This is a genomic window from Corynebacterium sp. LaCa_23, from assembly GCF_058182375.1.
Window position 1 is genome coordinate 2435468 of the sequence record NZ_CP190825.1, and the last position, 14346, is coordinate 2449813.

The 14346-nt window shown below is 59.3% G+C and carries 16 protein-coding genes; 11 read left to right on the forward strand and 5 right to left on the reverse strand.

From position 1 onward, the window contains the following. Positions 1 to 87 precede the first annotated feature (87 nt). The 6 genes from ACP8IT_RS11500 to trpA are packed head-to-tail and all read left to right on the forward strand — an operon-like array spanning position 88 to position 6778. The gene (locus ACP8IT_RS11500) at positions 88 to 1614 is read left to right on the forward strand and encodes an anthranilate synthase component 1 (protein WP_490290134.1); all 1527 of its coding nucleotides are present in this window, start codon (positions 88 to 90) and stop codon (positions 1612 to 1614) included. After that, on the forward strand, positions 1611 to 2258 hold the full coding sequence (locus ACP8IT_RS11505) for an anthranilate synthase component II (RefSeq protein ID WP_490290135.1): 648 nt from the start codon (positions 1611 to 1613) through the stop codon (positions 2256 to 2258). Before ACP8IT_RS11500 ends, ACP8IT_RS11505 begins: the two co-directional genes overlap by 4 nt. Next, positions 2258 to 3277 (forward strand): anthranilate phosphoribosyltransferase, encoded by a 1020-nt coding sequence (gene trpD / locus ACP8IT_RS11510; protein WP_490290136.1) that lies wholly within the window; start codon positions 2258 to 2260, stop codon positions 3275 to 3277. The genes ACP8IT_RS11505 and trpD overlap by 1 nt, the downstream gene beginning before the upstream one ends. Positions 3278 to 3300: 23 nt before the next feature. Next, on the forward strand, positions 3301 to 4728 hold the full coding sequence (gene trpCF / locus ACP8IT_RS11515) for a bifunctional indole-3-glycerol-phosphate synthase TrpC/phosphoribosylanthranilate isomerase TrpF (protein WP_490290137.1): 1428 nt from the start codon (positions 3301 to 3303) through the stop codon (positions 4726 to 4728). Between the two features lie 2 nt (positions 4729 to 4730). Continuing rightward, positions 4731 to 5933, forward strand: coding sequence for a tryptophan synthase subunit beta (gene trpB / locus ACP8IT_RS11520; RefSeq protein WP_005275894.1), 1203 nt, complete (start codon positions 4731 to 4733; stop codon positions 5931 to 5933). 2 nt (positions 5934 to 5935) lie between these two features. Further along, positions 5936 to 6778: a tryptophan synthase subunit alpha gene (gene trpA, locus ACP8IT_RS11525; protein WP_023028012.1), complete on the forward strand. Its 843-nt coding sequence runs from the start codon at positions 5936 to 5938 to the stop codon at positions 6776 to 6778. Between the two features lie 97 nt (positions 6779 to 6875). Here trpA and ACP8IT_RS11530 read toward each other — a convergent pair whose 3' ends face one another. Continuing rightward, positions 6876 to 8087 (reverse strand): dicarboxylate/amino acid:cation symporter, encoded by a 1212-nt coding sequence (locus ACP8IT_RS11530; RefSeq protein ID WP_237792221.1) that lies wholly within the window; start codon positions 8085 to 8087, stop codon positions 6876 to 6878. A 200-nt stretch (positions 8088 to 8287) separates the two neighbouring features. On the opposite strand from ACP8IT_RS11530, the gene ACP8IT_RS11535 reads away from it, so the two are divergent. From ACP8IT_RS11535 to ACP8IT_RS11555, 5 genes are all read left to right on the forward strand, one after another. Further along, positions 8288 to 8770 carry an SdpI family protein gene (locus ACP8IT_RS11535; protein ID WP_023028014.1) on the forward strand — a complete coding sequence of 161 codons (483 nt, stop codon included), beginning with the start codon at positions 8288 to 8290 and terminating at the stop codon, positions 8768 to 8770. A gap of 306 nt (positions 8771 to 9076) precedes the next feature. Beyond that, on the forward strand, positions 9077 to 9292 hold the full coding sequence (locus tag ACP8IT_RS11540; RefSeq protein ID WP_232018313.1) for a catechol 1,2-dioxygenase: 216 nt from the start codon (positions 9077 to 9079) through the stop codon (positions 9290 to 9292). 117 nt (positions 9293 to 9409) lie between these two features. After that, positions 9410 to 9775: a Rieske (2Fe-2S) protein gene (locus ACP8IT_RS11545; protein WP_023028016.1), complete on the forward strand. Its 366-nt coding sequence runs from the start codon at positions 9410 to 9412 to the stop codon at positions 9773 to 9775. 131 nt (positions 9776 to 9906) lie between these two features. Next, positions 9907 to 10881, forward strand: a complete 975-nt coding sequence (locus ACP8IT_RS11550; protein ID WP_023028017.1) for a bile acid:sodium symporter family protein — start codon at positions 9907 to 9909, stop codon at positions 10879 to 10881. Positions 10882 to 10887: 6 nt separating this feature from the next. After that, on the forward strand, positions 10888 to 11199 hold the full coding sequence (locus ACP8IT_RS11555; protein ID WP_237799807.1) for a hypothetical protein: 312 nt from the start codon (positions 10888 to 10890) through the stop codon (positions 11197 to 11199). A 7-nt stretch (positions 11200 to 11206) separates the two neighbouring features. Here the strand turns inward: ACP8IT_RS11555 and ACP8IT_RS11560 are convergent, their stop codons facing one another. The 4 genes from ACP8IT_RS11560 to ACP8IT_RS11575 are packed head-to-tail and all read right to left on the reverse strand — an operon-like array spanning position 11207 to position 14343. Further along, positions 11207 to 11539: a branched-chain amino acid transporter permease gene (locus tag ACP8IT_RS11560; protein WP_284629368.1), complete on the reverse strand. Its 333-nt coding sequence runs from the start codon at positions 11537 to 11539 to the stop codon at positions 11207 to 11209. Then, entirely contained in the window at positions 11540 to 12271 is a 732-nt protein-coding gene (locus ACP8IT_RS11565) for an AzlC family ABC transporter permease (protein ID WP_005280445.1), read from the reverse strand. A 39-nt stretch (positions 12272 to 12310) separates the two neighbouring features. Further along, positions 12311 to 12907 (reverse strand): YqgE/AlgH family protein, encoded by a 597-nt coding sequence (locus ACP8IT_RS11570; protein WP_005280446.1) that lies wholly within the window; start codon positions 12905 to 12907, stop codon positions 12311 to 12313. Then, positions 12907 to 14343, reverse strand: a complete 1437-nt coding sequence (locus tag ACP8IT_RS11575; protein WP_490290138.1) for a CCA tRNA nucleotidyltransferase — start codon at positions 14341 to 14343, stop codon at positions 12907 to 12909. Before ACP8IT_RS11575 ends, ACP8IT_RS11570 begins: the two co-directional genes overlap by 1 nt. Positions 14344 to 14346 lie beyond the last annotated feature (3 nt).

Here is a 14346-nt window from a genome sequence, read left to right on the forward strand (position 1 = left end):
ACGACCCCTAGAATCCGCCCCTTCTGCTCGCGGATACTCCGGGTCCCACGCACTCTGTACCTCAGTTACTCCCGAAAGGGCACTGCAATGACATACACCGCCACCCGCGATATTGCCTATTGCCGGGATGCCTCCGCGCTATTTCATAGCTTGGCGCAACCGAGCGATTCCTTATTATTGGAAAGCGCGGATATTGAAACCAAGAAGAACCTCACCTGCCTCGCCGTGCTCGATGCCGCGGCCAAAGTGACCTGTACCGGCCAGCGGGTTCGCGTACTCGCATTCAGCCCGGCGGGGGAGCAGCTCATCACCATGCTGCAATCGCGCTTCACAGACCGGATTGTTTCACGTGAAACCACGGAGATTGTCTTTGAGTTCTCACCCTCCAGCGAGTCCGATGAACGGCAGCGACTGCTGGATGAATCGACGGCCGATATCCTCCGCGCGCTGCAACGCGATGATTCCTATTCCTCGCCCCTGTTGCCCTTCGTCGCGGGGGGCTTTGCCTATGACTATTTGGCCACCTTTGAAAACCTGCCCGAGGTAGGCGAGGGGCCCAATAAGTTTCCCGATTATGAATTCCTCGTGGCCCAGACCGTCCTCGCGGTGGATCACCTAACGCACACGGCGCGCGTAGAGGGCTGGGATATCGACCAAGCCCGCTTGGAAGACAAGCTCGACGCGCTTGCCGCCACGCCCATCACCGCCATAGAGAATCCGGCGCCAGGCCAAACCGCGGGGACCCTGACGGCGACCGCGGATATTGACGATGCCGCGTTTTGCAAGCAGGTAACGCGGCTCAAGGGCAATATTGACTCCGGCGATATTTACCAAGTCGTCCCCGCCCGCACCTTCACGGTGGACTGCCCCGATGCCTTCGCGGCCTACCGCCAGCTCCGGGAGACCAATCCTTCGCCGTATATGTTCTATCTGCGGGGAGAAGATTACGAGCTTTTCGGTGCATCACCGGAATCCAATCTGAAGTTTGACCCCGCGACGCGGCAGGTGGAGCTCTATCCCATTGCCGGAACTAGGCCCCGCGGGCTCAACCCGGATGGCACGATCAACGATGAGTTGGATATCCGCAATGAGCTAGAAATGCGCACGGATACCAAGGAGCTAGCCGAGCACACCATGCTGGTGGATCTCGCGCGCAATGACCTCGCCCGCGTGGCAGAGCCCGGCACCCGGCGGGTGGCGGACCTGCTCCAAGTGGATCGCTATTCCCGGGTCATGCACCTGGTCTCCCGCGTGACCGCCACGTTGCACGAGGACTTCGATGCCCTCGATGCCTACCGCGCCTGCATGAACATGGGTACGTTGACCGGCGCGCCCAAGCTGCGCGCCAGCGAGCTCATCCGCCAGGCAGAACACAAACGCCGTGGCTCCTACGGCGGCGCGGTGGGGTACCTGCGCGGCGACGGCGCCATGGATACCTGCATTGTCATTCGCTCCGCCTTCGTGCACCGCGGTACGGCCGCCGTCCAAGCCGGTGCCGGGGTGGTGCACGATTCCGTCCCCCAATCCGAAGCCGATGAAACCCTGCACAAGGCCTATGCCGTTCTCCACGCCATTGCCCTCGCGCACAACGCCACCCTGGAGGTACAGCGATGAATTCACCGCACGTGGTCTTGCTCGATAACCACGATTCCTTTGTCTATAACCTCGTCGATGCCCTCGCCGGTTACCGCACCACCGTCTACCGCAACAGCGTCTCCGTCGCGGAGGTGCTGGCGGCCGAGCCCGATATTATTGTCCTTTCCCCGGGCCCCGGCCACCCGCGCGACGCTGGCTGCATGATGAAGCTTATCGATGCCACCTTAGGCACCATTCCCATCCTCGGCGTCTGCTTGGGCTTCCAGGCGCTGCTGGACTACCACGGTGGCGGGGTAGGGCCGTGCGGCCCCGTGCACGGCAAGTCCATGCCCATGACGCTTACCGATGCCGGCGCCGCCCACCCAGTCTTCGCCGGCCTAGCCACCGATGCCGATCCCGCCCAACCCGGCGTTCCCGGCACCCAAGTCCCAGTGGCCCGGTACCACTCCTTGGGGTGCACCCACGTGCCAGCCGGCATGCGGGTGCTCGCGGATATCGAGGCAGAGATTGGGACCATCGCCATGGCCGCCGAGACAGACGATGGCATGGCGCTGGGCATGCAATTCCACCCCGAGTCGATCCTCTCGCCTCGTGGCCCAGACATGCTGGACCGCTGCATCCACCGACTATCCACTCATCCCACTACGGAGCTAAAACACTAATGACGAACCAGAACCCGCTGAAAACACTGCAAGCCTTTTTGGATAATCCCGCGCCCACCGTGGAGGAGGCCACCGAGGTCTTCACCCCAGTCGCCGTGGGCGATTATGACGATATTCAGATCTCCGCGCTGCTGACCCATATCCGCACCCGCGGCGAAACCCTCGCGGATATCACGGGTGCCGCCAAGGCATTCCTGAAAGTGGGCCACCCATTTCCCATTACTGGTGAGGGCCTCATGGACTCCGCGGGGACCGGTGGCGATGGCGCGAATACCATCAATATCACTACGGCGGCCTCCTTGGTTGCCGCCGCTGGGGGAGTAAGGATGGTTAAGCACGGCAACCGGTCCGTTTCCTCCAAGTCCGGTTCCGCCGATGTGCTCGAAGCACTAAATATTCCACTGGACCTCGACGTGGACCGCGCCGTCCGCCAATTCGAGGCCTCCAACTTCACCTTCCTCTTCGCTCCGGCCTACAACCCAGCGGTGGCCCACGTGCAACCGGTGCGCAAGGCGCTCGGGGTCTCCACCATCTTCAATACCTTGGGACCCTTGCTCTCCCCGGGCCGCCCCGAGCTACAGATCATGGGCATCGCCAACCCCGCCCAGGGCCCCATGATCGCGGAGGTTTTCCGGGAGCTGGGGCGCAGGCGGGCGCTCGTCGTCCACGGCGCCGGTACCGATGAGATCGCTACCCACGGCACCACGCAGGTTTGGGAGCTGAAAGATGGCGAGATTTCGCACTATGAGTTTACGCCGGAGGAGTTGGGCATCGCCAAGCATGAGCTCAGTGAGCTCGCCGGCGGCGACGGGCAAGATAACGCCGAGCACGTACGCGCCATCTTCAATGGTTCGGGCAAGCCGGCGCACTATGATGCGGTCGCGGCATCGGCTGGAGCGATGTTTTATCTGGATGGCACCACGGCCTCGATTGCAGAGGGCGTCGCCCACGCCAAGGGGCTCGTCGATAGCGGGGAAGTGGACCGCTGGCTGCGCACCCACGAGCAAGCGGAATACTAGGAAGGCCACACGAGGGAAAAGAAATGACAGAACACAAACTGCCGACGGTGCTCGAGGGAATTGTGGCGAAGCGCCGCACCCACCTTGCCGGCATTCGCGAGCGCATCGCCCACGTAAATGTGGACAAGCTTGAACCGTCCCGCCGTTCGCTTTTTGCGGCGCTCAATGGCACCAATCGCTTCATCATGGAGTGCAAATCCGCGTCGCCATCCCTCGGGATGATCCGCGAGGATTACCGCCCCGGCGATATCGCGCGCATCTATTCCCGCTACGCGGGTGCCATTTCCGTGCTGTGCGAGCCAGAACGATTCGGAGGGGATTACGATCATCTGCAGACCGTGGCGCAGTCCACGCACCTGCCGGTATTGTGCAAGGACTTCATCGTCGATCCGGTTCAGGTCTATGCCGCGCGCTACTACGGCGCGGATGCGATTTTGCTCATGATGTCCATCGTGGACGATGAGACCTTTGCGCAACTGAAGTCCCTGGCGGATGAGTTGGGGCTCGATGTTCTGACTGAAGCCATCACCAAGGAGGAGGTGGACCGCGCGCTGTCCTTCGGGGTGGAGATCATCGGCATTAATAACCGCAATCTCCATGACTTGAGCATCGACCTCTCCCGCACCGAGCAGCTCGCCGGGTACGTGCCGGACGATAAGGTCGTCGTCTCCGAATCCGGCATCCGCAATAACCACACCATCCGGCGCTTGAGCGCCCACGCCAATGCCTTCCTCGTCGGCTCCCAGCTGACCTCCCACGAGGATATCGACCGCGCCGCCCGGGATCTGCTCTTCGGCGCGAATAAGGTGTGCGGGCTCACCGCCGCCTCCACGGCCCAAGCCGCTCGTGCCGCCGGTGCCCGCTACGGAGGCCTCATCTTTGTCCCAGACTCTCCGCGCAATGTTTCACGTGAAACCGCCGAGAAAATCATCGCCGCCGAACACGGCTTGGACTACGTAGCCGTGACCCGCAGCGACGACCCCGCCGAGTTGCGGGAGATAGCGGCAACCCGTGGCCTATCCGGAATCCAGTTGCACGCCCCGTTCCAGGGCAACTTGGATGGCGAGCTGGCGCTGATCGAGCGCGCCCGCGCGTTGCTCGCGGACACCGACGCGGAGTTTGTCTGGCGGGCCATCGACATGACCAACCCCCAGTGGATAGAGATGGCGCCGGAACTCGCCGCGAGTGTGGACCGCCTCGTGCTCGACTCGGGTAGGGGAGGCACCGGCCAAAGCTTTGATTGGGCGGCGATCCCGGAAGACATCAAAGCCCACAGCCTCCTGGCCGGGGGTCTCAATCTAGACAACCTGGAAGGCGCGCTCCGCGTAGGAACCGCGGGGCTCGACCTGAATTCGGGATTAGAAACGTGCCCCGGACGCAAAGACGTCGCCCTGATATCGCAATCCTTCCGCACCATCCGATTATTCAACCAACCTGACAAGAAAGATTAACCATGCCCGTTTCACGTGAAACACTCCTTCCCGCATACTTCGGGGAATTCGGCGGCCAATACGTGCCAGAATCCCTCATCCCCGCATTGGATCAATTGGAGCAGGCGTTTGTCGATGCCCAGAATGATCCCAGCTTCCGCGAAGAGCTTTCAGGATTGCTGCGCGACTACCTGGGTCGTCCGACCCCCGTTACCGAGGTAAAGAAGCTCGGCGGAAAGGCGCGGATCTTCTTGAAGCGCGAGGACCTCGTCCACGGCGGGGCGCATAAGACCAACCAGGTGCTCGGGCAAGCCCTCTTGGCTAAGCGCATGGGCAAGAAGCGAATCATCGCCGAGACCGGCGCGGGCCAGCACGGCACGGCAACCGCCTTGGCCTGTGCGCTGCTCGATCTCGAGTGTGTGGTCTACATGGGTGCCAAGGATGTCCAGCGCCAGCAGCCCAACGTCTTCCGCATGGAGCTTATGGGCGCCAAGGTCGTCCCCGTCGATACCGGATCCGGGACGTTGAAGGATGCCGTCAACGAGGCACTGCGCGATTGGACCGCGACCTTCCATGAATCGCACTACCTACTCGGTACCGCGGCCGGGCCGCACCCATTTCCCACGATCGTCCGGGAATTCCACCGCGTCATTTCCACCGAGGCCAAGGCCCAGCTCCTCGAGAAGACGGGTGGCCTTCCCGATCTCGTCGTCGCCTGTGTGGGCGGCGGTTCCAACGCCATCGGTATGTTCGCTGACTTCATCGATGAGGATGCGGTGGAATTGGTAGGCGCCGAGCCAGGCGGTGCGGGCCTCGATTCCGGGGAACACGGCGCCACCATTAACAATGGCACGGTGGGCATCCTCCACGGCGCGCGCAGTTACCTCATGCGCAATTCTGACGGCCAAGTGGAAGAATCCTATTCCATTTCCGCTGGCTTGGATTACCCCGGCGTGGGCCCACAGCACGCGCACCTGCACGCAACCGGGCGCGCAAAATATGTCGGAATCACGGATGCCGAAGCCCTAGAGGCATTCCAACTCTTGTCCAAGAAGGAAGGCATCATTCCCGCCCTCGAATCCTCCCACGCGCTGGCGTACGCCCTCAAGCGCAAGGCCGAAGACATCACCATCCTCGTCTCACTTTCCGGCCGCGGCGATAAGGACATCGACCATGTCCGCCACACCCTGGAATCCCACCCCGAACTGCAACTCAAGGAGAACTAATCATGGGCAGCCGTTACGATAAACTTTTTGCCGCGTTGCGTGAGAAGAATGAGGGCGCGTTTGTCCCTTTCATCATGCTGGGCGATCCAACTCCTGAGGCGAGCCTGGATATCATCCGCACCGCAGTCGCCGCCGGGGCGGATGCCTTGGAGCTCGGCGTCCCCTTCTCGGACCCGGTGGCGGATGGTCCTACCATCCAAGCCTCGCACATCCGCGCCCTCGATGGGGGAGCGAGCCTGGATAGCGCTTTGGATCAGGTCCGAAAGATTCGTTCCGAGTTCCCCGATTTGCCCATCGGCATGTTGATCTATGGCAACGTTGCATTCGCCCGTGGGGTGGAGAAATTCTATGCTGAGTTCGCGGAAGCTGGCGCCGATAGCATTCTGCTTCCCGATGTCCCCGTGCGCGAAGGCACCCCATTCATCGCCGCGGCAAAGGAAGCCGGTATCAACCCGATCTTCATCGCCCCTGCGCGCGCCGCGGAACGCACGCTCGCCGGCGTTGCCGAGCATTCACAGGGATATATCTACGCCATCTCCCGCGATGGCGTGACGGGAACCGAGAAGGAATCCGAGACCACCGGCCTCGACGAGGTGGTCGCCAGCATTCAGCGGTTCGATGGACCTCCGGTCTTACTCGGTTTCGGTATCTCCTCACCGCAGCACGTCGCCGATGCCATCGCCGCAAACGCCGCGGGCGCCATTACTGGATCCGCGATCACCAAGATCATCAACCGCCATGTTTCACGTGAAACTGGTGCCGCTGGGACGATCGAGGATGCCGATGCCTTGCACGCTGAGCTGACCGAATTCATCTCCGCGATGAAGGAAGCGACCAAGAAATAGTGCCTTTTAAAAGGTAGCAGCGCACGAAAGAGCCCCCTGGCTTCCTCCCACATTTGTTGGGTGGGGAAGCCAGGGGGCGCAAATGTTTCACGGGAAACTAGGCTGCGGTCTCTGCCTCTTCGTCGTTCAGGGTATCGACCTTGTCGCGGGCGAATTTATCGACGACCATCGCAATGGCACCATCGCCGGTCACGTTCGCTGCGGTGCCGACGGAGTCAATCGCAATATAAGCGGCGATCATCAGCGCGACCATTCCGTCATCGAAGCCCATCATGTCCGCCAAGAGGCCAACGGCCACCATAACGGCACCACCCGGAACACCTGGAGCGGCGATCATCATGATTCCCAGCAAGAAGATAAAGCCAAGACCGGTGCCAGTGCTGATATCCATATTCGCCATGAAGACGATGGCGAAGGCATAGAGCGTCAGCTTCATCATCGACCCGGACAGGTGAATCGTCGCACACAGCGGGATCACAAAGCTCGCAACCGGCTTCGAGATGCCGTTTCGCAAGCTGGATTCCAAGGACACCGGGATGGTCGCAGCAGAAGAAGACGTACCCAATGCAGTGAAGTATGCCGGCAGCATATTCCGCAGCGCCTTAAACGGATTCTTACCTGCAATGGCCCCGGCGACCACATACTGGAGTACGAGGTACACCAGCGTCATGACCACGGCCAGGATCAGGACCTTCGCGAAGGCAGAAAGGACATCGCCAATATTGCCGTTCATACCCAGGCCAAGGAACATGCCGAAGATGTAGAACGGCAAGATGGGGATAACGAATCCCCAAATGACCTTAACCACCACATTTTCCAGTTCCTTGGTGACGGTATAGAGCGTATCGGACTTGACCGTCGTCATGGCGACGCCAATGCAGAAAGAAAGCAGGAGCGCCGTCATCACTTCAAACGGTGGTGCCATCTCCACTTCGAAATAAGGGGACAGCGAGCCCTCATCCACGTCCGAAACATTGGTCACTAGGGTCTGGCCTGCCAACATCGAGGGGTAGAGCCACTGTGCCAGGCCATAGGCGATCAACCCCGAGAGAATGGTGGAACCGTAGGCAATGCCCGCCGTAACCCCCAACCATTTTCCTGCGCCCCTGCCAAGACCGGCGATCGCCGGGGCGACAAGGGCGAAAATCAGCACAGGAATGAAGAAGTTGAGGAAGTTACCAAAGAGCCCGTTGAAGGTGGCAAATGCTCGACCAAACCACTCCGGGGCAAAGAGGCTAAAAACGATGCCAAGCACGATGGCGAGAACGATGCGGAAAAGGAGAGAGTCCGCTATTTTCTTGAGGTTCATGCAATCACAATCAGGTTAGGTGTTCCCAGTCCGGGGACTCACTTGGGTGCGGTCCAGCGGAAGGAGAGACAGCGTGGTGCAGGTGCAAAATCGAGCGAATATCTATCGGTCGATCCAAAATGAATATTACCCGAGGCACCTTATATTTAAGACACCAGCCCCGTAGCTTAATTTCCAATCTCGCCCTGCAGGATTAGACTATGGATATGGTCGCAGTGGGAATCATATTTTTAATCCTTGCCGTATTCCTTATCGTGGTGGGCGCACTCGCCGCCACCAAGCGGTTACCCGGCAATAAATACATCGGCTTGCGCTTACAAGAGATCCGAAAGTCACGAGAAGCGTGGGATAATGCTCACGCCGTTGCGGGGCCCTTCTGGGCCCTTGGCGGAGTTTCGCTGCTTTTCGGCGGCGTCGTAGCTTTTCGTGCCGAAGGTTGGATGTGGCTTATTCCGGTCACGACTTTCGTAATCGCCATCCTCGCGCTTTCCGTCGGCTCAAACCTTGGCTCCCGCGCGGCATTTCTTTATGAGCAAGCGCATGCCGATGAGGACGGTTGTGGCGATAGCTGCAACTGTGGCTCCGGCGGCTGCGGTGGGGAAGAGGCGGCCACAGACTCCGCCGCTCAACCCGAGGTTGATCTGGGTGCCCTCCGCCAGGCCGCCCGCCACTCTGATAATTAAATAACTAGCTTTCGAGTTTTTCTCCCTCCCGTTCCTGTCCGGCAATCGCGTCACACAGGTACGGGGCAGGGAGATTTTTTATGACACTGTGACGTTATTACTCCAACCACGGTGTCGCACACTTTTCGTCACAGCTAAATTAAGTAGGGGGTATTTAACGAAACCTACCTATGTTGGACTCCATCTATAGTGGCGTGCCACAACCTACGGGGATTCCTGTGGGAATTCCTAGAACTCGCATAGAGGTTCCGCAGAGCTCGGCTCCGCCACTACACCTAGAGCGGGGAAGAGTAGACAATGGGAGGCATGAAGAAAACCACAGCCCTCGCCGCAATCGCCGTCTCCACTTTTAGCATTGGTTCCTATGTCACCGACTCCCACCGCGTCGAACCTGAATCGCACGCCGCAGGAGGGGACGGGCCACATCCCATCGTTAATGACTTAGGTCTAGATTCCGGCACCTATGAACTCACGCCCACCGAGGCCGGGCCGGTCGCAACCTGGAACGGCAACCTGTCCTAATTTCGTGTTTCACGTGAAACCTACACAGAACCATTTCACTTTAGCTGCCCCGACATATGATTAACCGTTGCCGAAATCATGTTCCGGCCGTGAACCATTCAGGATAGAGTAGAGGCTATGACTATCTGTTCGCGTCGCATGTTTTTGCTCGGATCCGCTACGACTTTCGCAGGTGCATACCTCGCGGCCTGTGGCTCAGAACCGTCCGCGGAAATCGCGGCAACGGACATTCCAGTAGGCTCCGGAATCATCGTTGACGGAGTTATCTTCACGCAGCCGAAAGAAGGGGAGTTTAAAGCCTACTCCCAAACCTGCCCGCACCAACAAAATCCCATCACGGAGATCGACGGCATGACTGCCACCTGCCCGGCGCATCATACGTCCTACAACCTGCAGGATGGCTCAGTCATCGAAGGCCCAGGCCGAGACCCGCTCAAAGAGTACGAAGTAAGCCAAGAAGGCTCAAAGGTCTCCACCGCATAGATACACGCCGGCATATCACGCTCTATACTCATGGTTTCACGTGAAACCATGCGGCTTAAGAAGAGCACAGGGGCGAAAAATATCCCCACTACCTTTCGTGGAACCACGCACGACGGTTTACACTTTGGGTCATGCTGCACAGACTCAAAAAGCCAGATCCCCTCATCGTCCTCATCCTTGCGGCCGTGGCAATCGCGATCATTGCACCGGCCCGCGGCACCTTTGCTGACGTATTTGGGAATCTGACGAATGTAGCGATCGCGCTCTTGTTCTTCCTCTACGGCGCGCGCTTATCCACCCAAGAGGCCTTGAATGGCCTTAAGCACTGGCGGCTCCACCTCACCATTCTCGCATTCACCTTCGTGATTTATCCCCTCATCGGCCTGGCCCTGCGGCCGCTGACTGGAGTCATTACGGACGATATGTACATGGGGATCCTATTCCTCACGCTAGTCCCGTCTACCGTGCAGTCCTCGGTGGCGTTTACCTCCATTGCTAAGGGAAACGTATCTGGAGCAATCGTCTCCGCCTCAACCTCCAACTTGGCCGGCGTCTTCATCACGCCCGTCCTGGTCATGTTGCTCATGGGTACTGGTTCCGGCCTTCATATCGATACCTCGGTCTTTGGGGAAATCTCCCTCTTGCTTCTCGCTCCATTCATATTGGGGCAATTAACCCGGCGCTGGATTACGAACTTCGCTCAGAGCAAGGCCACAAAGGTGGTGGACCGCGGCTCCATTGCCATGGTGGTCTATTCGGCCTTTTCTAAGGGCGTGGTCGATGGAATTTGGTCCTCCATCTCTGTCTGGGAGATCGTGTTCCTCGTGGTTTTCGCCGCAGCCTTCGTCATCTTCATGTTGTGGCTGACGCGGTTTATCTCCAGAAAACTAGGATTCTCACGCGCCGATATCATCGCTATCCAATTCTGCGGATCCAAGAAGTCCTTGGCCACTGGCCTTCCCATGGCCTCGGTCATCTTTGCCTCAGGGTCAACATCGCTCGGGCTATTGATCCTCCCGCTCATGATTTACCACCAGGTGCAGCTAATGATCTGTTCTGTGTTGGCCTCCCGGTACGCGCAGGAGGACGAGGAGCAACTACACTAAGTGCCCATGGCTAATTACCTTTATGTGCGCACCGAACTGACCGTCCCGGGAGTGGGCTCAGCGGTCCACCTCGCAGAATTAGAAGAACACGACGCCCAGCGCTGCCGCATGCACCGCATGATCGCCCTGGATCCCGCGGACTCGGTCGTCGGGGTAGCAACCCCGGATAGTTCCACGGGAAACGTGGACAAGCCGCAAGAAGTCGTCCCGCACCCCGATACCTACGATGAGTTCCCGGATATTAGCGCCCAGTACATGGACCAAGAACAATTTGAAGCGCTGTGGACGGAAGCCACCACCAAGTTTGGGCTTAGCTAGGCGCGGCCTACAGCACCAGGTTCACCAGGATCATGTAGAACGCGGTTCCGCCGAAGATGGATAGTCCGGAATCCCGCTTCCACTTGTGCAGCCCGGCGGTGACCAGCACGCCCAGGAGCACCGGCCACAGGCCGCCAGTGCCATCCGCCTGTCCGGCAACGGCATAGACCACCAAGATGGTCATGACGCCTACGGGCATCATCAAGCCCAGCAACGAAAAGAACTCGCTGTCCTTCATCCACTTCTTTGCGGAGAAGGGAAGCTCCCGCAATAAGACGGTTACGATGCCTACAGGGATGAGCACTGCAGCAATCGCGCCTAAACTGACTCCAGCTGGCATTTAGTTCTCCTCCTTCACGGTAGTGGAGGCAAGGGGCTGCAGCCGCCAGGTAAGCGCGTTATCCACGCGAGGCGATAGATAACGAATGATGAGCAATAAGAAATAGGCGCTCAGAGAGACCATTAGCAGCTGCCCTGGGGTAATGAATGCGGCGAGGATGCCCAAGGCCGCGGCCGATAGCGGGAGGGACAGATCCTGATTATTGCGGAAGGAGTCCATCGCTAGAACGACGAATAGGGCGACGAGGGCAAATTCCATTCCCTCGACGGAAGAGGGGATTACCTGGCCGGCGAGCGCGCCAACGATGCCGCCGCCTACCCACAGAATTTGGCAAAAGATTTGTATGCTCAAAATGCGGGTTCCGGTAGGCCGCTCCTCGCGCGGGAGCGCCGAGACGATGGCATACGTTTCATCCGTGAGGGCATAGGTGGAATAGGCCTTGCCCACGGGGGAATTAATCCGTTTGCGGGGGAACGTTAGCCCATAGAAGATATGGCGGAAATTCACCATAAACCCGGTAAGGAGCGAGGACAGCGCGGAGACACCACCGGTAACCATGGAAATGGCGAGAAACTCCATTGAACCGGCGTAGATAACGATGGAAAATATGGGCGTCCACCACCAGCTAAAGCCGGATTGCACCATCAGGAGGCCAAAAGCCAAGCCCAATGGAATTAGCCCGAGAGCCGCCGCCCACGTGTCTTTAATGCCCTTGTGGATTTCCTCGCGCATACGGGTCAGTGTAACCGATCACATACCGGCCGCTAGGAATTAATTATCATCCACATTCACGGGATAGGTGGAATACAGCGGCAGGGGCATTGGCTGGCGTTTCATGACATCGGCCCAAAGATCGGCCGGGCCTGGGGCCACGACATCCTGTGCTAGGGCGGGTGCTACGAACCATTCACCGGCCTCGATTTCTTCCTCCAGCTGCCCGGGACCCCACTCGGCGTAGCCGGCGAACATGCGCATGCCGGTGACCAGTGGCTCGATATCTTCCGGGTTGGAGCGCAAATCCACGTGCGCTAGACGCGGTGCGAGGCGGTTGAGTTGTTCTTCTTTATCTGGGTCCACGCCTTGCTTGGTCTGCGCCAGGCCCACGACGGATTGCTGGTTGAGCGGACCACCGATATACAGCGCCTGCGGTTTAGCAACGACGGACATCCACTCTGGAAGCACGTTAAAAATGGCCACTTCTGAGCGCTTGGTGAGGTCCACGCCAAAGGTCATCATGTCATTGTGCTCAACCAATAAGATAACGGAGCGGGCGAATTCCGGGGACAGCATCCCTGGGGCGGACACGAGTAGTTGCCCTGGGGCGGGATCGTTGCGCTCGAGGGCATTAAATAATCTATCGGCAAACATCACTGTTTAGACTCCCACCACTGGCGCAACTTCGCAATAGCTTCTTCCCGCTCGAGGGGGCCGTACTCCAGGCGCATTTCCTTCAAATAGGACCAAGCCTGTCCCACTTCGGGGCCAGGGGAGAGGCCTAGGATCTCCATGATCTCGTTGCCATCGAGATCCGGGCGCACCCGCGCGAGGTCTTCCTTGCGGCCAATCTCCGCGATTCGCTCCTCCAATTGGTCATAGGTGCGCTGCAAACGCCGCGCCTTCTTGGCATTGCGGGTAGTGCAATCGGCGCGCACCAGCTTGTGCAGGCGGGGGAGGAGGTCACCGGCATCGTTGACGTAGCGCCGCACGGCAGAATCGGTCCATTGATTTTCCCCAAAGCCGTGGAAACGCATGTGCAGGTAGACCAACTGGCCAATATCTTCCGTCGTGGCCTTGGGGTATTTCAGCTTCCGCAGGCGCTTGCGCGTCAGCTTGGCGCCCACCACCTCGTGGTGGTGGAAGGACACCTTACCGTCGGTGTTATCGAAGGTATCGGGCTTGCCGATGTCATGCAGCAACGCCGCCCACCGCAAAACCAGGTCTGGGCCATCTTCTTCTTGATCCATGGCCTGGCGCAGCACCTTCAGCGAGTGCGCATAGACATCCTTGTGCTGGGCGTGCTCGTCCGTGGTCATCCGCAGGGCGGGGATCTCCGGGAAGATGTAATCCGCAATCCCGGTATTAACCAGCAGGTCGATGCCATCCCACGGGGCTTTGCCGCACATGAGCTTGTCCAGCTCCACTTGGACGCGCTCTACCGTGATGCGCTGAATCTCTGCCGCCATATCGCGCATGGCTGCCACCACGCGGTCTGCCACGTGAAACTCCAATTGGGATGCAAAGCGCGCGGCGCGCAGCATCCGCAGCGGATCATCGTGGAAGGAGATTTCCGGTTTATCCGGGGTATCGAGCACCTTATTGGCCACATCGTGGAGGCCGCCGAGGGGATCGTGGAACTCAAAGGTGGCATCGGCAAGCAGCTCAATGGCCATGGCGTTGACCTTGAAATCGCGCCGCACCAGATCGCCCTCCAGGCTATCGCCGTAGATGACCTCGGGGTTGCGGGACTGCCCATCATAGGAATCGGAGCGGAAGGTGGTGATTTCAATCTGCTGGCCCTTGTACACGGCGGACACGGTGCCATAGGCAATGCCGGTATCCCATACCGTTTCGGCCCACTCATCCAGGATTTCCTTGACCACCTCCGGGCGCGCTGGGGTGGTGAAGTCCAGATCATTGCCCAAGCGGCCGAGGAGCGCATCGCGCACCGAGCCGCCCACGAGGTAGAGGGCATGTCCGCGCGCGCTGAATTTCTCCACCACCCCGCTCAATAAGCCACTGAGCGAGTTCACGGTAGACTCCGCGCGCGCAAGAACGCCGATTAACTGAGTGTCCTGAAAATTCACGGG